The 20,772-nt window shown below is 65.7% G+C and carries 23 protein-coding genes and 1 pseudogene; 12 read left to right on the forward strand and 12 right to left on the reverse strand.

The window, feature by feature from the left end; genetic code table 11:
* Positions 1–50 precede the first annotated feature (50 nt).
* Complete coding sequence (locus IFT36_RS07990) at positions 51–437, reverse strand: PLD nuclease N-terminal domain-containing protein (RefSeq protein ID WP_200412837.1); 387 nt, start codon at positions 435–437, stop codon at positions 51–53.
* A 296-nt stretch (positions 438–733) separates the two neighbouring features.
* Here IFT36_RS07990 and IFT36_RS07995 point away from each other — a divergent pair, with 296 nt between their 5' ends.
* Positions 734–2,014 (forward strand): M23 family metallopeptidase, encoded by a 1,281-nt coding sequence (locus IFT36_RS07995; protein ID WP_200412838.1) that lies wholly within the window; start codon positions 734–736, stop codon positions 2,012–2,014.
* Positions 2,015–2,274: 260 nt separating this feature from the next.
* On the opposite strand, the gene IFT36_RS08000 is transcribed toward IFT36_RS07995, so the two are convergent.
* Together IFT36_RS08000 and IFT36_RS08005 are read right to left on the reverse strand one after the other, a co-directional pair.
* Complete coding sequence (locus IFT36_RS08000) at positions 2,275–3,435, reverse strand: adenosine deaminase (RefSeq protein ID WP_200412839.1); 1,161 nt, start codon at positions 3,433–3,435, stop codon at positions 2,275–2,277.
* A 195-nt stretch (positions 3,436–3,630) separates the two neighbouring features.
* On the reverse strand, positions 3,631–4,317 hold the full coding sequence (locus tag IFT36_RS08005) for a CG0192-related protein (RefSeq protein ID WP_200412840.1): 687 nt from the start codon (positions 4,315–4,317) through the stop codon (positions 3,631–3,633).
* Positions 4,318–4,469: 152 nt separating this feature from the next.
* On the opposite strand from IFT36_RS08005, the gene IFT36_RS08010 reads away from it, so the two are divergent.
* A complete protein-coding gene (locus tag IFT36_RS08010) occupies positions 4,470–5,513 on the forward strand; it encodes an NAD(P)-dependent alcohol dehydrogenase (RefSeq protein WP_200412841.1) in 1,044 nt (347 codons plus the stop codon).
* Between the two features lie 229 nt (positions 5,514–5,742).
* Here IFT36_RS08010 and IFT36_RS08015 read toward each other — a convergent pair.
* From IFT36_RS08015 to IFT36_RS08030, 3 genes and pseudogenes are all read right to left on the reverse strand, one after another.
* Positions 5,743–6,873: pseudogene (locus tag IFT36_RS08015) on the reverse strand (permease).
* A 167-nt stretch (positions 6,874–7,040) separates the two neighbouring features.
* Positions 7,041–7,625, reverse strand: a complete 585-nt coding sequence (locus IFT36_RS08025) for a DUF305 domain-containing protein (protein ID WP_056044689.1) — start codon at positions 7,623–7,625, stop codon at positions 7,041–7,043.
* 108 nt (positions 7,626–7,733) lie between these two features.
* Positions 7,734–8,243: a hypothetical protein gene (locus IFT36_RS08030; protein ID WP_056044687.1), complete on the reverse strand. Its 510-nt coding sequence runs from the start codon at positions 8,241–8,243 to the stop codon at positions 7,734–7,736.
* Positions 8,244–8,594: 351 nt separating this feature from the next.
* Here IFT36_RS08030 and IFT36_RS08035 point away from each other — a divergent pair, with 351 nt between their 5' ends.
* The 7 genes from IFT36_RS08035 to IFT36_RS08065 all read left to right on the forward strand — a co-directional run bounded on the left by IFT36_RS08035 (position 8,595) and on the right by IFT36_RS08065 (position 13,951).
* Positions 8,595–9,101 carry a COG4315 family predicted lipoprotein gene (locus tag IFT36_RS08035; RefSeq protein WP_158612881.1) on the forward strand — a complete coding sequence of 169 codons (507 nt, stop codon included), beginning with the start codon at positions 8,595–8,597 and terminating at the stop codon, positions 9,099–9,101.
* Positions 9,102–9,399: 298 nt separating this feature from the next.
* Positions 9,400–9,906 carry a sigma-70 family RNA polymerase sigma factor gene (locus IFT36_RS08040; protein WP_082460175.1) on the forward strand — a complete coding sequence of 169 codons (507 nt, stop codon included), beginning with the start codon at positions 9,400–9,402 and terminating at the stop codon, positions 9,904–9,906.
* Entirely contained in the window at positions 9,903–10,613 is a 711-nt protein-coding gene (locus IFT36_RS08045; protein WP_123570957.1) for a zf-HC2 domain-containing protein, read from the forward strand. The genes IFT36_RS08040 and IFT36_RS08045 overlap by 4 nt, the downstream gene beginning before the upstream one ends.
* A 963-nt stretch (positions 10,614–11,576) precedes the next feature.
* Entirely contained in the window at positions 11,577–12,146 is a 570-nt protein-coding gene (locus IFT36_RS08050; protein WP_200412844.1) for a recombinase family protein, read from the forward strand.
* A gap of 38 nt (positions 12,147–12,184) precedes the next feature.
* Positions 12,185–12,709 (forward strand): hypothetical protein, encoded by a 525-nt coding sequence (locus IFT36_RS08055; protein WP_200412845.1) that lies wholly within the window; start codon positions 12,185–12,187, stop codon positions 12,707–12,709.
* A gap of 536 nt (positions 12,710–13,245) precedes the next feature.
* Positions 13,246–13,587 carry a hypothetical protein gene (locus IFT36_RS08060; protein ID WP_200412846.1) on the forward strand — a complete coding sequence of 114 codons (342 nt, stop codon included), beginning with the start codon at positions 13,246–13,248 and terminating at the stop codon, positions 13,585–13,587.
* A gap of 175 nt (positions 13,588–13,762) precedes the next feature.
* On the forward strand, positions 13,763–13,951 hold the full coding sequence (locus IFT36_RS08065; protein ID WP_192121385.1) for a hypothetical protein: 189 nt from the start codon (positions 13,763–13,765) through the stop codon (positions 13,949–13,951).
* A 325-nt stretch (positions 13,952–14,276) separates the two neighbouring features.
* On the opposite strand, the gene IFT36_RS08070 is transcribed toward IFT36_RS08065, so the two are convergent.
* The 3 genes from IFT36_RS08070 to IFT36_RS08080 form a co-directional block, all read right to left on the reverse strand.
* Complete coding sequence (locus IFT36_RS08070; protein WP_200412847.1) at positions 14,277–14,534, reverse strand: hypothetical protein; 258 nt, start codon at positions 14,532–14,534, stop codon at positions 14,277–14,279.
* 481 nt (positions 14,535–15,015) lie between these two features.
* On the reverse strand, positions 15,016–15,204 hold the full coding sequence (locus tag IFT36_RS08075) for a hypothetical protein (RefSeq protein ID WP_200412848.1): 189 nt from the start codon (positions 15,202–15,204) through the stop codon (positions 15,016–15,018).
* 553 nt (positions 15,205–15,757) lie between these two features.
* On the reverse strand, positions 15,758–16,183 hold the full coding sequence (locus tag IFT36_RS08080) for a hypothetical protein (protein WP_192124113.1): 426 nt from the start codon (positions 16,181–16,183) through the stop codon (positions 15,758–15,760).
* 421 nt (positions 16,184–16,604) lie between these two features.
* Between IFT36_RS08080 and IFT36_RS08085 the strand changes: the two genes are divergently transcribed.
* Both IFT36_RS08085 and IFT36_RS08090 read left to right on the forward strand, forming a co-directional pair.
* Positions 16,605–17,177, forward strand: a complete 573-nt coding sequence (locus IFT36_RS08085; RefSeq protein ID WP_200412849.1) for a hypothetical protein — start codon at positions 16,605–16,607, stop codon at positions 17,175–17,177.
* Between the two features lie 63 nt (positions 17,178–17,240).
* The gene (locus tag IFT36_RS08090; RefSeq protein ID WP_148053666.1) at positions 17,241–17,429 is read left to right on the forward strand and encodes a hypothetical protein; all 189 of its coding nucleotides are present in this window, start codon (positions 17,241–17,243) and stop codon (positions 17,427–17,429) included.
* A gap of 112 nt (positions 17,430–17,541) precedes the next feature.
* On the opposite strand, the gene IFT36_RS08095 is transcribed toward IFT36_RS08090, so the two are convergent.
* The 3 genes from IFT36_RS08095 to IFT36_RS08105 form a co-directional block, all read right to left on the reverse strand.
* Positions 17,542–18,042 carry a GNAT family N-acetyltransferase gene (locus IFT36_RS08095; protein WP_123570953.1) on the reverse strand — a complete coding sequence of 167 codons (501 nt, stop codon included), beginning with the start codon at positions 18,040–18,042 and terminating at the stop codon, positions 17,542–17,544.
* A 141-nt stretch (positions 18,043–18,183) separates the two neighbouring features.
* Complete coding sequence (locus tag IFT36_RS08100) at positions 18,184–18,573, reverse strand: hypothetical protein (RefSeq protein WP_200412850.1); 390 nt, start codon at positions 18,571–18,573, stop codon at positions 18,184–18,186.
* 674 nt (positions 18,574–19,247) lie between these two features.
* The gene (locus tag IFT36_RS08105) at positions 19,248–19,841 is read right to left on the reverse strand and encodes a hypothetical protein (RefSeq protein WP_200412851.1); all 594 of its coding nucleotides are present in this window, start codon (positions 19,839–19,841) and stop codon (positions 19,248–19,250) included.
* 185 nt (positions 19,842–20,026) lie between these two features.
* On the opposite strand from IFT36_RS08105, the gene IFT36_RS08110 reads away from it, so the two are divergent.
* Positions 20,027–20,635 (forward strand): DUF6226 family protein, encoded by a 609-nt coding sequence (locus tag IFT36_RS08110; protein WP_200412852.1) that lies wholly within the window; start codon positions 20,027–20,029, stop codon positions 20,633–20,635.
* The last annotated feature ends 137 nt before the right edge of the window (positions 20,636–20,772 follow it).

Consider the following 20,772-nt stretch of genomic DNA (forward strand, 5'->3'; position numbering starts at 1 on the left):
GGGCTGCGCGGCTGACGTCGGCCGTCCCCGGCCGGGAGGCGCGGGGCCGGTCAGGCGGGGACGTCGTCGCCGGCCGTGGAGCGGCGCTGCTCGACCTCGGCCTCGAGCTTCGCCAGACGGGCGAGCCGCTCGTAGTGCTCGGCCTCGCGGTCGAGGTCGGCGAGCTGCTGCTCGGTGCTGCGGACGCGGTGGTCGAGCGTGCGGGCTGCGGCCTCGTGGTACCGGCTCTGGTCGCGGGGCCCGATCTGCTCGACTCGGCTGCCGTACTCGCGGCCCGCGGCGAACCAGACGATGCTGCCGATCAGCGGCAGGAACAGCACGATGATGATCCACAGGCCCTTGGGCAGGTGTCGCACGTCGCCTTCTGGACGCGTGACGATGTCGACGAGCGCCCCCACGATCAGCAGGAGGGGCAGGGCAGCCAGCACGAAGGTCACGGCCCGAGGGTAGGGGGTGCCGCCTGCCCGGCGGAAGCCCCGCGAGGAGGGGTGACCGCACCCCCGCCTGTGCCGCGTTCTGGGTGTGACGGGCCCTCCGGACGGTCGGTAGCGTCACCCGCATCACGGCGAGCGACCCCGGTCAGGAGGTGCGGTGCCGGTCGACCACGAAGGGTGCAGCTCCTGAAAATTCGCCTCCACCCCTGGTCAGCGGGCGGCTCTGATCGTAAGGTGGGTCGGTCCGCCCCATCGAGGAGAACCGTGAGTCGACGCGCCGTCCGTCCCAGGAAGCGCTCATGACCGACCCCTCGAACACCCGCGAGACCGTGGCGCCGGCCGAGCCGACCTCGCCCGCCGCGCCGACCGCTGCGGCCGTCGAGCAGGCGCCGGGTGCCGCCGTGCCGCTGACCCGCCGTGAGGCCCGCGCCCTCGAGCGCGCCGCTGCCGCCGCTGCCGACGCTGGTTCTGCTGCTCCCGCCTCCACGACGTCGTCCGCTGCGCCCGTCTCCGCACCGTCGTCCGCTGCGCCTCCTACTGCTCCGGTCGCTGCCGCTGCTCCTGCTGCTCCCGCCTCCGCACCGTCCTCCGTCGCTCCTGCGACCAGCCCGACGATGAACCCGGTTTCGAACGATGCACCCACGAGCAACCGGGTGCATGGTTCGGAAGTGGGTGCGACGGCCACCGAGGCGGCCCCCACGACCAGCGTCGCGCGCCGACCGCGGGCCTCCGTGCCGGCCGTGCTGCGTCGGACCCGAGACGCCGGCCGCCCGAACCCGAGCCCCCGGGCGACCCCCGGCCGTTCGCGGCTCCGGGCCGTCTCGTCGCGCGTCCGTGCCGCGACCTTGCCCGTGCTCGGCGTCTGCGCCGTCATGCTCTTCTTCACGTCGAACCTCACCCCGGCCTCGGCCAGCGACCTGGGCGGGTCGAACATCCCGACCGCCGGTGCCGCTCCGATGCCGACCCAGACCCTCGCGGCGTCGCTCGTCGTGCTGACCGTGTCCGACCGCGACGCCTTCGGGGTGACCGACGCACCGCCGCCGCCTCCGCCGCCCGAGCCCGAGCCCGTCGTGACCTCGAAGAACGTCGCGGGGTCGACGAACTCCTACCGCGCCTCCTCGGGGGCCGGCACCATCGTCAACTCGGGCATCGGTGACATCCGCTGGCCGTTCCCGGGCTCGGTCGTCCTCAGTTCGGGCTTCGGTCCCCGTGCGGCTCCGTGTGCGGCGTGCTCGAGCATGCACATGGGCCTCGACATGACGCCCGGCGGCGGCACCCCCATCGGTGCCGCGGCCGCGGGCGTGGTGCGCACGTCTGGCATGCACGGTCAGTTCGGTCAGTACGCCGTGATCGACCACGTGATCGACGGTCAGCGCGTCAGCACCCTGTACGCGCACATGCAGATCGGTTCGAGCCCGCTGGTCGCCGGGCAGACGGTCCAGGTGGGCGAGCTGGTCGGCAAGGTCGGCCGCAGTGGTGTCGCGACCGGCGAGCACCTGCACTTCGAGGTGCTGCTCGGCGGCACGACGCAGGTCGACCCCAAGGCCTGGCTCGAGGCCAACGCCGGCCGCACGCTCTAGCCAACAGCGACGCCTGACCGACCGGAACGCACGGCGCCTCCGCACGTCTGCCCTGCCGCCCGTCTGCACCGCCGCACGTCTGCACCGCCGTCTGTGCCAGCAAGGGTGCCGGTTCAGATGCGCGGACCGTCGGCGGGCCGGTTCGTCGACACCGGTCCGTCGTGGCGGCCCGTCCGGCACGAACTCGCCCGCTCTCGCGTGCGTCGGCGCCCACCCCCTCGGGCCCGGCGCCTCAGGCTCCGCGCCGCAGGCCGCGCGCTTCAGGCCGCGCGACGCGCCTCGCGCCAGGTCTGCACCTCGGCGGTGAGTTCGGCCTTGCGGCCGGCGTCGGCGAACGACGCCTCGACCGAGTTCGTCGCCAGCAGGGCGAGCATGTCGTCGTCCAGCCCGAGCACGTCGCGCAGCGCCTCGTAGTTGTCGCCCACGTAGCCGCCGAAGTAGGCGGGGTCGTCGCTGTTGACCGTGACGAGCAGCCCGGCCTCGAGCATGCGGGGCAGCGGGTGCTCGGCCAGGTCGGACACCACCGCGAGCCGCAGGTTCGACAGCGGGCAGACGGTGAGCGGCACCCGGTCGGCGACGAGGCGGGCGACGAGGGCGTCGTCCTCGAGGCTGCGCACCCCGTGGTCGACGCGTTCGACGTGCAGCAGGTCGAGGGCGTCCGTGACGTACGACGGCGGGCCTTCTTCACCGGCGTGGGCGACGACGTGCAGCCCGAGCGCGCGGGCACGGTCGAAGACGCGGGCGAACGCGGCGGGCGGGAACCCCACCTCGGAGGAGTCGAGCCCCACCCCGATCAGGTCGGAGGCGCGGTGCGCGACGGACTCGAGGGTCGCGGCCGCGTCGCCCACCGGCAGGTGCCGCAGGAAGCAGAGGATGAGCCCGCCCGTGATGCCGAACCGCTCGCGTGCCTCGCCGAGTGCCTGGGTCAGCCCGTCGATGACCTCGTCGACGTCGACGTCGCGAGAGGTGTGCGCCTGGGGGTCGAAGAACATCTCGACGTGACGCAGCCCTTGGGCGTGGGCGCGTTCGAGGTAGGCCCAGGCGAGGTCGCGGAAGTCCTGTGCGGTCTGCAGCACGGCCGTGCACGCGTAGTAGAGGTCGAGGAACTCCTGCAGCGAGCCGAAGGAGTACGCCGCGCGCAGCTCGTCGATCGAGGCGAAGGGCAGGTCGACGTCGTTGCGGTCGGCGAGGGCGAAGACGAGCTCGGGTTCGAGCGTGCCCTCGACGTGCAGGTGCAGCTCGGCCGTGGGCGGCGTCGCCAGCACGGTGCCCGAGAGGGGCGAACCCGAGAAATCCGTACCCGAGGAGTCGGTGCCCGACAGGGGCGACCGCAGGTGGTCGCGGGTCGTCGGGGTCGTGCCCGTGAGGGGCGTGCCGGGCGCGGGGGCCGCGGTCGTCGGGGAGGTGTCGATCGCCGTCATCGGGCCACCGTAGCGGCAGCATGCCACTCGGCGGGGCCCCGTGCACGATCGTTCACCGTCCCGTCACCCGGCGACCGTCTGGGGACGAGACGAGGAGGCGCGGGGCAGTTCGTCGAGGACGCCACCCGCGCCTCCTGCCCGGACGTCGAGGAGGCGCCGTGCGCGACGACCGAACACCGCGCCTCCTGCAGGTGGCTATGCCGTGAGCACGACGGCGAGCGTCTCGGGCTGGTCGTGCCCGGTCCACGTGCCGGTGAGGACCTCGACCCCGTGGTCGCCGCTGTGGCCGCCGGTCGAGGCGAGGGCGCCGGCGTCGTGTCGACCGAGCACGCGGGCGACGACGATGCGGACCGCCGCGCCGGTGACGACCGTGCGGCCCTCGACCTGGTCGACGGTGAGGCGGTCGACGTCCGGCACGGGGGTGCCCGGGCTGCCGCTGCCGACGACGGTCGAGTTCGGCTCGCGGACCTGCCGCTCGCCGTCGACCTCGAACCAGGCCTCGGCCTGCGTGCCTCCGGTCAGCACGGCCGTCGCGAGGGCCGCGGCCCAGACCGGGTCGGCCGTGCCGTCGTAGACCCACCGCGTGCCGAGCACCGAGTGCTCCGTCGTCCCGACGAGGTGCGCGTCCGCGCCGGGCAGGGGAGCGTCGCGGTAGGTGAGGGGCACCTGCAGCTGCACGCCGTCGGCCGTCGCGACGATGATCGTCTCGACGCCGACCTCGCCCGCCGGGTCGTCGAAGCGGAAGGCGGCGACGCTGCGCAGGCCCTCGTCGTCGGCGCCCTCGGACCGGGGCGGGCCCTCGAACCACGGCTGGGTGGGCACCCAGGCGTCGAGCAGGTCGATCTTGGAGGGGCTCATGCCGGCCCGGTGCAGGTGTGCCATGCCGTCGATCGTAGGGCCGACCACCGTCACCGTCGATCCCCGCCACCACCACGCCCAACCCCGCCGGCGGCACGGCCCGACCGCGCCCCGACGCCTCCAGTAACGCGACACCTGTCGTGCGTTCTCCAGCAGTCGGGCGTAGCCTGCGGCCCATGAAGGCACTCCAGTACACCCAGGTCGGTCAACACCCCGAAGTCGTCGAGATCGAGAAGCCGTCACCCGGCCCCGGGCAGGTGCTGCTGAAGGTCACGGCGGCCGGTGTCTGCCACTCCGACGAGTACGTCATGAGCCTCGGTGAAGAGGACTACACCGCGCAGGGCTACCCGCTGCCGCTCACGCTCGGGCACGAGGGCGCCGGCATCGTGGCCGAGCTCGGCGAGGGCGTCGAGCACCTGCAGGTCGGTGACGCGGTCGCCGTCTACGGCCCGTGGGGCTGTGGGCGCTGCCACCAGTGCGCCCAGGGCAAGGAGAACTACTGCGTCAACGCCGCCGCCGAGGGCATCAAGCCTCCCGGGCTCGGCGCTCCCGGGTCGATGGCCGAGTACATGATCGTCGACGACCCGCGCCACCTGGTGCCGCTCGGCGACCTCGACCCGGTCGAGAACGTGTCGCTCACCGACGCCGGCCTCACGCCGTACCACGCGATCAAGACCTCGCTCCCGAAGCTCGGCGCCGGCACCTACGCCGTGGTCATCGGCACGGGAGGCCTCGGGCACGTCGGCATCCAGATCCTGCGGGCGCTCTCGGGTGCGCAGATCATCGCACTCGACGTGAGCGACGAGAAGCTCGAGCTGGCGCAGCACGTCGGTGCGCACCACACGGTGATCAGCGACGAGCACGCCGCCGACGCCATCCGCGAGATCACCGGAGGCCTCGGCGTCCAGGCCGTCTTCGACTTCGTCGGGGCGGGGCCGACGATGGACACGGCCGTCGCGGTCGCCGCGGCGGACGCCGACGTGACCATCGTCGGCATCGGTGGCGGCACCGTCGAGCTCGGCTTCGGCGCGATCGCCTACGACGTCGCCGTGCGCATCCCCTACTGGGGCAGCCGCAGCGAACTGATCGAGGTCCTCGACCTCGCCCGCGCCGGCCAGGTCGAGGTCGCCACGCAGCGCTACTCGCTCGACGACGGCCCGAAGGCCTACGAGGCCCTCACCGCCGGCACCGTCCGCGGCCGGGCCGTCATCGTCCCCTGACGCGACCACCCCGAGGAGGCGCGGTGCCGGATTCCGCGCACCGCGCCTCCTGCAGGTCGCAGCGGCCGATCGGCCGCACCTGACCCCGTCGTCGCGACGGGGAACGGGGTCCTGGCGCCGGCGAGCACCGCAGGAGTGAGCGTCGACACGTTGTGGCTGGGAACGCTGTGTGGCGTGATTCCGACGATGCTGTGTGGCCTAGCTCGCCCTGTCGGCGTGGCCGGTCGGGTCAGGGCTTGCCGTGCTCGGCGTGTGCCTGGTCGTGGGCATCGGGGTGGTCACCCATCATGCGGAGCATGGGCCATGAGCCGCTGCGGGTGAAGACGACGAGCAGGAACGCCGCGACGAGCAGGAACACGATGTTGAGCCAGGTGGTGTAGTTCCAGCTGATCGAGGTCGTCACGATGGTGAGGTGCCGGTTCGTGGGGACGAGGTGCAGCGGGGTGAAGAGCAGTTCGACGGCGTAGCCGGCGAGGACCATGGCGCCGTAGAAGATCCCGGTGATGCGGAGGGCTGCTCTCCAGCCGTAGTACTTCCGGTAGATGATGATGATCGGGATGATGATCAGGTCGGCGAAGATGAAGCTGATCACACCGCCGAAGCTGATCCCACCGTTCCAGAGGACCGCTGCGAGGGGGACGTTGCCGACGGAGCAGACGAAGCTCACCATCGCCAGGATCGGCCCGATGAGCGGGTCGATCAGGAACGCGAGCGTCGGGTGTCCATCGAGGAACAGTGCTTGCAGCCACGCCTTCGGGACCCAGGCGTCGAAGGCGCCGGCGATGAGTAGCCCGATGACGATGTCGCGGATGACGGATGCCCAGTCCATGACGAAGTACTGCGACACGCTCGTGAGCCCGGGCCTCGAGAACAGTCGCCGCCAGAAGCCCTGGTCGCCCTGCACGGACATGTCCATGGCTGCATGGCCCTCCATCGCGCCGGCGAGTCCCTTGTCGGCCTGTTCGCGGGCGGCGTCGACGATCTTCCCGCGCATTCAGAGCCGGAACCCGAGGGCGATGAGGATGATCATCAGTGGTCCACCGACGAACTCCGCTGCGGTGAACTGCCAGCCCATGACGAACGCGAGGATCAAGCCGAGCTCGACGACGAGGTTCGTGGAGGCGACCTCGAACGCCATGGCCGACGACAGGCTCGCGCCCTTGCGGAAGAGCGTCCGTGCGAGGGCGACGGCGGCGTAGGAGCAGGACGAGGACAGTGCGCCCAGGCCGGTTGCGACGCTGATCGCTCGGGGGGAGTCGTCGCGCATGAGCTTGGTGATCTGGTCGGTGCGGACGACGGCTTGGATGACGCCGGAGAGAGTGAAGCCGAGGATGAGGGGCCAGAGGATCTCCCACCCCATCGAGCCGGCTGCTACCAGGGCGTCACCGACTGCGTTGATCACGAACACGTACACCTGCTTCTTCACGTCGCGGGCATGTTCTGCAGCGACAGGGTGGTCACAAAGGGGGGAAGAACCGGTCTCGGGCCGAGGCGGACTGCGTTGCCCGCCTCGACCCTCGACTGGTGTCACGTGGACGCGAGCATGTCCTTCATCTGCGTGATCTGCTCGGTCTGGCTCGACACGATCGACTTCGCCATCGCGACCGCGTCGGTGTTCATGCCCTTGTCGACTTCGCTCCTGGCCATGTCGACGGCGCCCTCGTGGTGCTGGACCATCTGCTGCAGGAACAGCTTTCCGGCGTCCTTTGCGGATGCCTGGTCAAGGTCGGTCATGTCGGAATCGGACATCATCCCGGACATGGAGTGCCCCGACTCCGTGGGCTCACCCCAGCCCTGCAGCCAGCTGGCGAGCTGAATGATCTCCGGACCCTGCTCGGCCTTGATCTGCTCCGCCAGGGTGGCGACGTCGGGGTCGACACCGTCGCCCTTGGCGAGGAGCGCGTCGCTCATCTCGACGGCCTGCTCGTGGTGCGGCAGCATCATCTGCGCGAACATCACGTCCTGGTCGTCGTGCGCCGACGCGGCCGAGCTCGACGAGGCGGACGAGCCCGCGTCGGAGCTGCTGTCGTTCGTGGAGCAGCTCGCGAGGGTCAGGCCGAGGGTGAGCGAGGCGGCGATCGCGAGGGTGCGCGTGGTCGTGGTGGTGTGCATGGAAGGTCCATTCCCGTGGATGCGTCAGCTGGTCCGGGTAGGCGGATGCCTCCCGGTTCTGGGCATGCGGGAGCCGCCCTGCGGCGGTGTGGTCCCGCAGGGGGCGGATCAGATGCGGATGATCTGCAGTGCCGTCAGTGACGGTGGTTTCGGTGCTGCGATGTGGCGCGGCAGCCGGTCAGCCAGCGCAAGCAGTCGCGACAGCAGCGCGATGACACCGCCGGTCCGTGCGCGCAGTAGCGCCCATGCGAACAGGGCGATCGTCAGCGCGCACGCCATCCCCATCAGCGAGCACATCAGCGCGCACAGGCCGCTGTCGCAGCCGGCGTCGGTGAGGACCGTCAGCACCGCGGCCGCGGGAGCGGCATGCTCCCCGTGGCGGTTTCCGACGGCATGGACGTGCTCGGTGGTGGCGGCGGGAGCTGCCATCGGGTGCTCGTGGCCGTCGGTGTGGCCGGCCATCGTGTGCATCAGGACCGTGAACCCGACCAGCAGCAGCAACGCCAGCGTCGCCGTGACCTGCAACAGCAGCCGGCGACGCGGGGAGGCGGTGGTGGCGAGCATCGATTCTTCGATCAGGACGAGGGGTGGGGGATCGTCGGGCTGCAGCGGAAGCACGTTCCGTTGCGAGGTCGACCGAATCGAACTGTACCCCCTGGGGGTATGCGCTGTCTCGGGCGGCCAGCCGATCGATCAGCACAGGGTAGGCATCGCGCGACCGTGCCGTGCCAGAGGGACATTCACTAGCCGATCCCAAGAACGACGGATGTGTGACAGCGGTGCCCTTGGTACAGGGTCGTCACCCGCGTCTGCCACCCGTTTCGCCGGGAGTGAGGACGGCTGCCTGCGACCGCCGATCTTTTTCGGCCTTTTTCGGCCGCGGATGAACTCCTGGATGAGCTGCGTCGTGTTCGTAGTAAGCGGGCTACCTGGGCCGGCGTACCAGCAGGAGGAAATATGCACAAGCGAATGACCATCACGCTCACGACGGCCGTCTTGGCCGCGGCCGCTCTCTCCGGGTGCGCCACATCTGCCGAATCATCCACGACGACCGACTCCACCGAGCCGGCCCCCGCCGAGACCACCGCGGCAGCGGCAGTCCTCGGCACCGCAACGTCTCCCTTGGGCGAAATCATCACCGACGACGCCGGGTACACGATCTACACGTTCAAGATGGACGAGCAGGACTCGGGCACCAGCAACTGCTACGACGAATGCGCCATGACCTGGCCGGCAGTCGAAGCCTCCGACACGTCCTCCCCAGACGGCATCACGGGCAAGATCGGTTCCCTCACCCGCACGGACGGGACAACCCAGCTGACCGTCGACGGCTGGCCGGTGTACCGGTTCGCGAAGGACACCGAACCGGGACAGGTCAACGGACAGGGCGTGAAGGATGCCTGGTACGTCCTCCAGCCGGACGGCACGATCAACATGGAAGCAGGCACTGAGGGCTCAGCAACCCCAGCGTCCTGATCGCGCGCGTGCCTGCCGGACAGAACTCTCCGGGTTGCAGGCCCTCGCAGCTCCACGACCCCACCCGAGCAAAGGAGCCACAAGGCAGTGCTCATCGACATGAAAGCAGAGACAGTGGGTGCGAATGCGTCGACTCCTTCCGCTCAGACGGTGAACCCATGTCCTGGCCATGTCGATGGCATGAGGTTCGACCGCTGGTGCGCATCGGCGTTTCCCGTTGCGCTCGCTACAGGCACGATGAAAGGCGGTCCTGGATCAGGCACTGGCCGGACTTCACCGGCGCGAGGCGGTGAAGGTCATGACCCGAGCCAGTGACGAGCTCTTGTCGGCATTGTTCGAGTGCCACGGCGGGGCGCTTCGCCGTTACACACACAGCCTCACTCGGAACGCGGCGCTGACCGAGGACATCGTTCAGGAGACGATGCTGAGAGCATGGCAGCGTCCCAAGGTGCTGGAGCTCGACAAGGATGCTGCTCAAGCGTGGCTGTTCACCGTCGCTCGGCGCCTCGTCATCGACGACGCACGATCTGCCCGGAGTCGACGAGAAGTGGCAGCCCCTGGCGAGGGAGAAGGCGCTGCTCTCGATCGCACTGATGCGGTCCTGGACAGCATCATGGTTGCGGACGCGCTGGCGTCGCTCTCCGACCAGCACCGTCAAGTCGTCGTCTGTGCGTACTTCGCTGGTCAGAGCATTCCTGAAATTTCGAGACGGCTTGGCATCCCAGAAGGAACCGCGAAATCGCGGCTCCACTACGGGTTGCGCGGGCTGAGGCTAGCCCTCCAAGAAAGGGGCGTCACACGATGACTGAGCATCCCGATCTCCAAGCTCACGAGGACCGTTACCAGGACTGGGACGCGTCCTACGTCCTCGGAGCGCTCCCCACCGATGAACGTCGCGAATACGAGCAGCACCTCAGTACCTGCGCCAACTGCCGTGAAGCGGTGACGGAACTTGCGGGTCTCCCAGGCATCCTGAGCCAGATCTCGCCGGAAGAGGCCCTTGCCATCCATTCACCTCTGGGTTCGGACGACACTCCGGCGCCATCAGAAACGTTGTCGCTGATGGCCCACCGCGTCCGCAAGAGTCAACGCCGCCGCCGAGGAGTCATGGCTCTCGCAGTTGCCGCTGCTGTTGCTGCCGCCGTCTTCGGGGGGCTCGCCGTAGGCGCAAGAAACGACGTCGGCCCAGCGACGGCCCAGATGACGTTCCAGCCAATGGACCCCGGAACCGACTCCACCACCCTTACTGCGGGTCTGCAGATCGAGGAGAAATCTTGGGGCACGAGGCTCGATTGGAACTGCGACTACGGCGCGGACGCGCCAGACAACTCCGGATACGAGCTCGTGGTCACACAAACGGACAACACCACGCTCACCGTCGCGACGTGGGACGCAGCCGGCTCGCGTGCCGCAGATCTGTCTGCGTCGACAGCCATTCCCAGCCTGAAGATCGCGAGTGTAGAAATCCGCTTGAAGGGATCCACGGTCGCGTTGGCTCGGCTAGACACCTGAGTACCTCGCGAACGAGACGCCCGTTAGACGGTCGTCATCCGGTCGCGTAGAAAGTCAAGGGCGCAGCTACGGCAGCCGTGAAGTATGGATACTCTCTGGCCGAAACGGCCGGAGCAATCATTTCGGAGGGATAAGCCCGTGTATGCAGCTGGTGCAAATGGTTGGTGGCCCATCGCCGTCGCCATCGTCACGATTGTCTTCATCGCCGTGTTGGTCATCCAGCATCGCAAGAAGAAGTAGCTAGACAGGAAAGGTCGGGCCTAGCTTCGGCTAGGCCCGCTTTACAGTTCCGTCAATCCACGAGTCGATGCGTCGCGCGACTTCGTGCCCTCTGCCCGCAGGGCGACGAGACGTTGGCTGCAAAAAGCTCAGCATGAGGGCCAGCACGGGTGTGGAGTGTCCGAAGCCCAGCTCATCCGTCCACTCGAGATATGCGTGCTCTCGCAACAACCTGACGTGCTCCCGATTGATGCGAGTCGTTCGGAACAGGCCACGGATGACAGCTTCGTCGTCAGAAAGAGTGAGGGATAAACGCAGGAGGCGAACAAGTAAGACGATGCACGCGCCTGCCAGAACACCGAACGCGATTTGCCCGGGAAGCCCAGAAATGAAGATGGTCGTGCCCCCGAAAACAACGACCATCCCAGCCGCCAGAAGACCGTAAAACGCTCTTGCCGCTGGGTCTAGGGAGATGATCTCGGGTGCCGGCACGTCCCCAACTATGCGGTACGGCCGCGACTGGCAGACCGACAATGCGCCACATGCGTCGGAATACCCGCACCTCGAATGTGCACCGGGGTCTCTACGTTTCGATTTCAGTGTCCGATAGACGGTCGTTCATCGGGACACCTACTCGAGCTGTTCTCGGCCGGCTGGGGTCAAGTAGCTCCTGGCCTGCGGATTCGCGCATGCCTGTCCCGCAAAAATGCCCGGTGACGGGGGCCTGAACGCTACAGTCGTCGGATGCTAATCGGCTACGCCCGCGTATCAACGTCCGGACAGGATCTCGCAGCACAGCGTGACGGCCTTGCAGCACTAGGTGTTGACGATCAACACGTTCATGTTGACCATGGCTTGTCGGGGACGACTCGAGCCCGGCCCGGTCTCCGCGAGGCCCTGGCTGCGTGCCGTGCCGGCGACGTCTTGGTCGTCACAAAGCTCGACCGTCTCGCCCGATCACTCCGGGACGCGACCGATATTGCGGACGAGCTGACGAAGAAGGGCGTCTCGCTGAACCTCGGGGGAGCGGTCTACGACCCCACCGATCCCGTGGGTCGGCTCCTGTTCAACGTCCTCGGGATGGTGGCCGAGTTCGAGGCCGACCTCATCCGGGCCCGCACCCGGGAGGGGATGGCGATCGCGAAGGCTGCCGGCAAGCTCCGCGGCCGAAAGCCCAAGCTCACCCCCTCGCAAGAGAGGCACCTGGTGCAGCTGCACCGCACCGGCGCCCACACGACGAGCGAGATCGCGGAGCTCTTCGGTGTCGCCCGCTCGACGGTCTATCGTGCGGTTCAACGAGGGGAGCAGTCCTGATGTGGTTCCACAAGCGAGTCAGAGCGAGGACGAGACCGTTGGTCGCGGAAGACAATGCTGCTGTCGACCATGGCGGATTTGTGGAAACTGAGGTGACTGATCGGGACGTGATCGCGATCCTGCTGGTCGTCGCGCTCACGCGAGAGGCCGATGAATGGTGCGGCCCTGAGCTTGCCGTCGCTTGGTTGATGGCGGGCCATGACAGCTTGAACATTCGCCTTCTTGCTGGCGAGTCCAAGAGCCTGCCTGCAAGCGAGAACCTTCGGTACCTCCTCGCGATCGGCACCGATCTAGGGTTGACCACCGACGATGACGAGGCTGGCCGTCGAACTCTTGTTGTCGAGAGTCTGCGCTTGATCGCTGGTCGCGACGAGAGGTATCTGCAGCTTTCGGAAGCCTTGCGAGGATTCAGTTTCAGATTCAGGGATGACACGTGGGTGCCTGGGGTCGAGGCCTTGCTGATCATGAGCGGTGTCGACGAGCTGCCACCAAAACAGTTGTCGGATCTCATCGCCACCGAGGCTGCCGAGTTACTTGCCACGTCCGGGCCCTTGCGTGGGTAGCGCCAGGAGCCCCTGCACGCGCAGAGGAGGGAAGGGCGGCTTTGGTGTGTCGCAGTAGACGATCGGCTTCAGGGCGGATCGCGAAACCTGCATACTCGCTCCATGAGCAATCCCGCAGGCGATTCCGGCCGTGCCGTGCGGCGGCGGCTTCGAGAGACGCTGTGCCCGGACTGCGAACACCCATGGGAAGAGCACCGGGGTTCAGCCTTTGAGGGGCCGGTGGCCTGTGGGGAGTGCAAGTACGAAGAGGACCACGGGCAGCAGGTCCGTGGTCGAGAGAAGTGCTGGAACATCGTGCCTCATGCGTTGTTCGTGCCGCCGACGGCCCGAGAGCTAGAGCGAGCAGCGCCACTCCACAGAAAAGTTCTTCTGCGATTCGGGCAGTTGATGCTGGCGGTGTTGCATCTAGTAGTGCGTTAGCCCTGACCGAGGGTGCCCGATAGACGATCGGCTATCGCAAGGCTGTTTCACTGGCCCCGACTGCAGGCCGGGAATGTGCGTCGTGGTGCCGCGATGTCCAGCATTAACCTACGTACATGGGGCTAAATGAACTTCGCAGACTTTCGGTGCTCGATGCCGCGTTCACCATTCATATTCGCTATCTGTCTGTGACGATCGAGGAAGTCTTCCCGTCTTTAACTGCCGATCAGGTCGCTCAGGTGTGGAACCGCGTGCACGAGTTCGCGAAGGTGACCTCCAGGTGGGGTGCGGAGACGATGGACCTCTTCTACGAGCGAATTAGTGAAGAGCGTTCTCGTAAGCAGGCGTTTGACGAGTTGGCGAGGCGTCATGACCGCGAATACGAGGAGGCGTGGGCCGACTTCTCGAAAGACAGTCGTTTCGCAGGGGAGTCTCTTGCGCAGAGACTGAATCGATAGATCGAAACCGGTGCCCGTCGACCTGCGTCACGAAGCGTCGTCCGTGCGAGTCTCTTCTCGTTCCGATAGGGGATCGGAGACCGGGCAGCCAGGCGATGGAACGAACGCTGACCCCCGCGATAAACCCAGGCATACTCATGAGATGAGGCCTCGCCCGCACCCAAACCAAGTCCGCATGCGACTGCGCCTGGGGTTGATCGGTGCCGTCGTCGGCGTTCTTGAGGTGGTCGGTTTCGCGATCGTTAGTGCCACGACAGACCTCAGCGGCTTTACCGGCATCGGAATCGGAATAGTGACGATCGTCGTTTTCGGTGGCCAAGCAATCTGGGCGTTTGTGCAGCCGCGACATTTGGACAACTCCTGAAGCTGCACCGTCGTGCTGCCAGGAAGGTGGACAACCGTCCCATTTGCCGATCGGTTACCGGCCGCGGCGGGACGCAATGAAGGCGTAGATGAGGCAGCCGCGCCCACCCAGGGAACATGCTCCGACGACAAGCCATCCGGCGTAGCCCCTGCTCACGACAGTGAGATCAGCTGACGTGAAAAAGAGGGTGGCGGCGACGGCGAGAGCTCCGAGGCCCAGAACGATCATGATGGGGGCTTCGCTGCGCTTCATGGGGTCATCCAACCTGTATGAGTGAAGGTGCGGCAACGCGATGCGTTTCTGCCCCGTCTCGATTGACGATCGCTCACTGATTCGGCGTGTCCGTGGGCTTGTCGTCTTCGTCCTCAGGCTCGAAGCCGCGGTCAAAGACTTTGTCGGCCCGGTGCCAGACCTGAATGCCGATCGTGAAGACCAACACGGGCAGCGCGCCGGCCAGGCGAAGAAGCCATGGCAGATCAGGGGCGACCAGGTCGGCCACGAGTGGGCCGGCGACAAGCAGCACTGCCGTGATGATTAGCCCGGAGGCCAGCCGCTTCCGCCGCTGCGCCGCAGGAGTTTGCATGGCTCAGTGTGCAACGAATCGGCCTCTATCGCGCGCACGTGTTCCACTCCGCACGAGCCCGCTAGCTGATCGCATACTGACTCGGAGTGGGAGTTGGTTCAATGACTGCTTGATGTTGATCCATGGTTCCCACGTCACCGCTAGGAGTCGCGCGTCCGGAAACGAGCCCGGTTAGGCTCTGGCTCACGAACGAGGAGGATGTGTGTCAAAGGCGCCGCAGGCGACGCCGTATGAGGAAGCGATCATCGCCATCTGCTTGGGCGTTTTCTTCATCGGCGTTGGCCTCTTCATGAGGTTCACGAGTCACGACCTTGGTGAGCCGATGGGCCGGGTAGGGCTTCCGGGCTGGGCTCTTGTCGGACTGCTGTGGATCAGCGGCGCCGGTGCAGTCGGGGTGGGCGTTATCCGGCTCCTTAGAGGTGCTCGTCCCTGAATCAGGCGCCCGATTGGGGGATCGACCATCGGCTTGGGCGCTTGCGAGTCAGCTCAGGGCGGCGCCGACGCCAGCTACGAGAATTCCGGTCCCCAATCCGATCATGATCGTCATGGTGAGGAAGGGGCGGCTCCCTACTTGGATACTTCCCCGTTTCGTGAGGTTGAAGGCGTAGGCGAAACCCTCCACGACGACGAGAGCGCCGATGATGGTGATGACGAGCGGAACAGGCTCCATGATTCGAACCGTAGTGCAGGGCTGTCAACGGCTTGGCCGCGCGCTCATGTTCGCCGCCCGATAGGGGATCGGTCATCGAGATCAGTTTCGGACTGACCTGTCGAGACAGCCGGCGCCCCGTAGCTGCGGGGGAGTGGCTAGCGTCCGCCGGTGGTCGGTGACCGATCGGCTTCAGGGCGGATCGCAAGAGCTGCATACTCGCTCCATGAGCAATCCCGCAGGCGCTTCCGGCCGTGCCGTGCGGCGGCGGCTTCGAGAGACGCTGTGCCCGGACTGCGAACACCCATGGGAAGAGCACCGGAGTTCAGCCTTTAAGGGGCCGGCGGCCTGTGGGGAGTGCCAATACGAAGAGGACCACGGGCAGCAGGTCCCTGCTCAAGAGAAGTGTTGGAACAGCTTGCCTCATGCCCTGTTCGTGAGGCCGACGGCCCGAGAGCTAGAGCGAGCAGCGCCACTCCGCAGAAAAGTTCTTCTGCGATTCGGGCAGTTGATGCTGGCGGCGTTACGTCTAGTACTGCGTTGGCCCTGACCAAGGGTGCCCGATAGACGATCGTCATCCGTACCAACCGTTGGGGCCAGCGGCTTCGGAGAGGCGTGCGTGCTCAGCAGGATCGGTCAAGCGCCAACCGTAGGGAGCTGACTGCACGTAGCTGGCGCCGTTGCTCTCTATGCGTGCGCGCCCGTCCATGAGCCCGCTGGTGAAGACTTCCTCGTCGATCCAGATGAGGAGCTGCTGGAGCCAATCCTCGGCTTGTTCGGGGGGAGCGTAGAGCCAGTACTGGGGTTCGCCGCTGGAGGGGAGGGCGATGAGGAGTCGCGCGGAGTGGCCGTCGCGCTGGGTGAGTTCGACATCGACGTGTCCGGGCGAGGTGCGGATGTCTCGCATCTCGTAGTCGAGGTACGACAGGTCCATCCCGGCAGACCGACTCTTGTGCTCGACTCTTCTCATCGCGGTCACGATCTCTGCATCGGTCAGCATGCGCTCAGCATGTCATCTCGCTTCAACGATCCGACGCGCTGGTTGATGTGGCGCGGTAGGGGAGCCGAGCGGAACGGTCTCCATGCTCGAACCTTATGGCAGGGCCACGACTGGCTTGGACGGCCCACCGCGGCCGGTAGGGGATCGTCTGCCGGCACGAAGTTCAGTCGTCGCTCTCGGTTTTGTGCGAGGGGCCCGAATTGATCGAAAGGCCTCGGAACACGAAGAGAGAGCTGGCGACACTCCTCACGCTGATCGCCGTGCTCACCCAAGGTGTTGAGTGGTCGAGCACGAATGCGTCGGATTCAAGGCCGACTTGGGGGAGCGGCCAAGGTGGATTCTTCGTCGTTAGCCCTCGCTACGCGGGTGGTTCCACGCCTACGGGAGGTGCGTGGGGGAGGTGCCGGTTTACGGTCAGTGGATGACCAAGGAAGTGCATGCACCGGGCGGCAAAATCGTGGGGCCCTCTTCGCAGGTGATGATGATCCCCTCTTCCGTTTTCGGCGGACTTCTTGCCGCACTTGCAGCTTCGGGAGACGGTGTCACTGGCGTCACATTTGGCGTGTCCGTGACTCTTGCTGCTGTTGCTGTGGTGTCCGCGATCTTGGGGTGGCGAAGAGCCAAGTCCGTCGAGGCTCTGTCACCGTTCCTCCTTTGGAGCAGCGCCGACTATCCCTTCTCGCAGCTCGACCCGGACAGGCGACGACTCCTGGTCCGACAGATGTTCGGACGGGAACCGGTGACAGCTGAGAACGCGGAGTTAGTCCGTTTCTTGATTCGCCGTAAGCGGCGTCGTGCGACCGCGCTGATGCCGTCGCTTTTAGCTATGTTTCTCATCCTGGCCGCGCTGGCGATCGCAGCGGGCTATCCGGGGTGGGGTTTGCTTGGAGCAGTTTTCCTACTTGCGGTCTTGGTTACGGCAATCCAGTACGAGAAGCGACGCGAGGACCGAGTGCTCAGGCTCACGGACGAGGCCAACCTAGATAAGGAGTGATGTACTCCGAAGCCGACTCTGGCAACTTTGCAAGCTGTTTTTTCCGTCGATAAGGAGCAATTGATGTCGTCCAAGATGCCTCGCTGGCGAAAGCGCATGGGTGTGGCCACGATCTTCTACGCGCTCGGCGCCACGCTGTTCATTGTCAACGTGTTCATTGACCTGCCCAAAGGGCTGAGTCTTCTGGGCGTGGCGCTCATCGCGATCGGCCTTTACTTCAACATTCGCGCTATGGCTGAAATGCGTCGCTGACGTCCGTCACTCGACGCCGGTCTCATCCGCGGGCGGCGAAGCCGTAAGTGGAGTAAGTGAAAGACCACCCGCCCGATAGGGGATCCGTGCCTGGAATGCTTGCGAGGTCGGGTCAGGTTCGTCGTTCCATGCAGATCAGGTCAGGACGCGGGTCCCATGAGGCAACGGCTTGAAAGCCGCGTCGGGAGTAGAGCCTGATCGCGTCATCGCGCCACCTCCACACTGTCAGCCGGAGCGGGCGCTGCTTGTCACGTGTCAGCGCTGCGTTGAGGAGTGCGGATCCTGCGCCAGTTCCGCGAGCAGCTGGATCGACCCACACTCTCTTCAGTTCGTCCGCGTCCTGGTCGCCAAGGACCACAGCGACGCCGACTAGGTGGCCCTGCAACTCAGCCACGTACACGTCGGCAGAGGCATACGCGGAGCAAGGCTCGTCGACCTCATGGCGGTACTTCTCAGGCAATGGCGTCGGACCGTGGGCGCCGTCTAGGTGCTCGGCCTTTTCCCGCTCGGTCTGGATGAGGTAGTCGGCGACGAGCTTTCCTACCTGCGCTGCGTCACTTCCGGTGGGATCCGCACGACGGACGGTCGGCACGAGTTGCTCGGGGGTGGACATGCCACCATCATTTCGTGCCGCGCGGAACAAACGTGCACTGCCCGATAGACGATCAGCTTCCGGACGCGCCCATAAGTCAGAGGTCGAATTCCCCGTTGTCCCTACGGAAGCTGGGACGGGGGCTGTTGCCCCCAGAACGGGTTACGCGATAGTGACGCGGATACCGTCCTCGCTTGCTACGTAGCGCTCATCTGACGTCCCTCTTTCGATCGCGAAGGATTCGCCGGAAGAGTAAGGAGTTAGAACGACTAATTGGTGCAAGCCGCCCTTTTCTCGTTCCCAGACCTGGTTGAGAGAGTCGTCTGCCGTGAACCCGGCATCGGTGAGGCCCTGAGCTACTTCTTCTCCCACGTCCGTTCCTTCGAGGAAGTACTGCAGAGTTGTTGGCGTTGGGCCGCCTTCCGTGCCGGAAACTGCAGCAACGGAGTCGGAGTCGTCAAGACCAATGTCAATCGCAATGAGCAGTTGTGAGAAAAATCGCTCTTCGAAGGTGTCCCTACTGCACGCGCTCAGTCCGAAGGTGCTTGCCACGAAGGCAAGCAGGGCAACGACAAGTCGAACGCGTCGAGACATGACTCCCCTTGGCTTGTGGCCTAGTTGGCAATCATGCACCACGACACCGTGTCGTCAGCCATGGACATCAATGGCTCGACCGAGTACATCGACTCCGGTGGCAACACTGATCAGAAGACAGGCCCAAGCGACTCGCCCCAAGAATTAATTGACATAACGAAAATTGTCGGTCAAGCAGGTTTATGGATGAGCATGCTTCTGATTGCTCCATGAGCGATCGTTTCTGACTGCCTGATAGGGGATCGTTCATTGGATCGATTCGTTCCTGCGGTGNTGGTGTCGCGGAGCCATCCTCAGCGAGCACGAGGATGTCCACGACCCGACCGCGGATACGAGTTTCGATGGGGGAGTCGTGGTGGGTCTCGATCAACCGCACTTGTCCGTCCGCGTCCCGCCAACGAAGACAGCCCAGGTCGACTACATCGTTGCGTTCGATCGCCGGGCCGCAACATTCGTGCTCCCAATCGCCCACTTCGACTGTGACTCTCAAGGGTGCTCCTTCCGTGGCTCGTGTCGGCACGTTAGCGGAGTCGAAGCTGGTGCCCGTTAGTCGATCGCCGGCCGGGCAGTCGCTTAAGCACTAACTGGCACATCCATGGACTTCACGGGAGTTGGTGTTCGGGGGCGGTCAGCTACTTCTTCCACCAGAAGTCAGGTCTGCCCCCGAAAGCTTCGTGCATCTCCAAGACGATGTCCTGTTCGGGCTCACGGAAGAGGACCGGAACGCCGTCGGTGGTCACGGTCAGGCTTCCCTGTGAGTTGTCATCCAAGGCCTGTAAGCCGACAACCGTGCGACCATCTGCGCCCGTTGTCGCGCCCGTCATGCGCCAGCGGTCCCGGGACCTTGACCAGATACCCATCCTTAGGGGGAAGAAAAGACCCAGGTGAGCTGGCATGTTTTCAACGGTGCCTCGATCGACGTCCTCTTCATCGCGTTGCCCAGGGGAGGTCAGTAGCAGTCCGTCGATGGGGTTGTAAACGTCTCGTATGCCAGCGGCGTGGTCGACGCTTTCCCAGCAGCCCGTCTCGGGATCAGCCCACACCTCGTAACGGGTTTCGTCTCCACCGCTGGAGACGATGATGTGCCCGTGGAACTTGCGAGATACCTGTGGATCAAGCAGCTGGCCGATGACGGTCGTCAAAGTGCCAACCGGGCCAGTGTCCGTGTGCGCCATATGAACCATTCTCGTTGATACACCGCCAAGAGCGTTGACGTAGAAGGGCATGGCTGTCTCTGAAGTCGGGCCAGAAGATAAAACGGGGTGTTGCCCGATAGCCGATCGCCAAAAGGGACGTGGTTTGTGCCGTCGCGAGGACGGCCAGTCCTGGGGACGCTTCCTCGACTAGGGGCCATTGGAGGGCGTTGGATCATCGGCCTGGACGGTGGGCTCTCGAGGGCTATTCTTCCGACGTGAACGAGTACGCCCGTCCTGTCTTCGCAGGCGTCCGCGAAGGGGAGCGTTCCCACAACATGGGCGACCAGCCGACCTGGGATTCTGGGGAGCGGTTCCGCCCCGTTGGCGCTGTTGCGCAGGCTCTCATCGAGTATGTCGATCGTGAGTACGACGTCGTCGTCGATGCTCCGGTCGCGCTGCCGCCCACACACGCCCGGGGGCTCGGCCACGACGTGTCACGCATTGTTCGCATCTCGTCGCGTCGCTCCGGCGAGGTCACGGTGTGGCTGGTATTCGGCGCGGCGCCAGGAGTCATCTCTGTTTTCGCAGGGCTCTTCAGCCAGTTCGACATGTGGTTCTGCGGTTGTGACTTGTGCGATGAGACCTGGCAGGAGGTCGCCGACGCCTTGGAGGAAGTGTTCCTGCAGCTGGCCCGCGGTGGCGTGGCTGAAGGCCTTAAGCCGGGGCGGTCTGGACAAGCTCGGTGGTCTTTGACTAGCTCGAGCAGGGACTGGTCAGGCGTCATGCCACTCAAGGGCGTTCGCAGGCGTGAGCGACGCCTCTGGGCTGAGCGTCTGACTGAGTTGTCCGAAGGTCGTTGGTCCGGGTGGACCCCACGCCCGTAGGCCCTGCGCCACGCTGATCAAGACCACGCAACTTAACGCGAGGTGCTCCGTTCCGATAGGGGATCGCCCACTGAGTCACTTGCTGTGGTGCGAGCGCACTCGGAGTGGAGGCCGTCGTGGTCGTTCCGCATCGTCGG

The sequence above is a fragment of the Frigoribacterium sp. CFBP 13605 genome (assembly GCF_014839405.1).
In the GTDB taxonomy this organism is placed as follows: Bacteria; Actinomycetota; Actinomycetes; order Actinomycetales; family Microbacteriaceae; genus Frigoribacterium.